General features: G+C 54.6%; 1 rRNA gene. It reads right to left on the bottom strand.

The window, feature by feature from the left end:
* Positions 1–293: ribosomal RNA gene (locus tag P6N53_RS18555) — 23S ribosomal RNA — on the bottom strand; the annotation flags it as partial.

Raw genomic sequence — 293 nt, 5'->3', positions numbered from 1 at the left:
CACCCCACCTACCTGTGTCGGTTTGCGGTACGGGCACCTTTTACCTCGCTAGAAGCTTTTCTTGGCAGTTTGGGATCAGCCACTTCGCTACTTGTTTTCGCTCCCCTTCACCTCTCAGGCTTTACAAGAGACGGATTTGCCTATCTCTCACCCTACGGGCTTGGACCAGCTTTTCCAACCGCTGGCTTGACTTACCCTCCTGCGTCACTCCTTCACTCAAACGGTATTTGGTGGTATCGGATTCTCAACCGATTGTCCATCGCCTACGCCTTGCGGCCTCGGCTTAGGTCCCG

Origin of the sequence: Desulforamulus aquiferis (assembly GCF_030577015.1) — a bacterium.
Lineage (GTDB): Bacteria > Bacillota > Desulfotomaculia > Desulfotomaculales > Desulfotomaculaceae > Desulfotomaculum > Desulfotomaculum aquiferis.
This window is presented reverse-complemented; position numbering and strand designations above follow the sequence as displayed.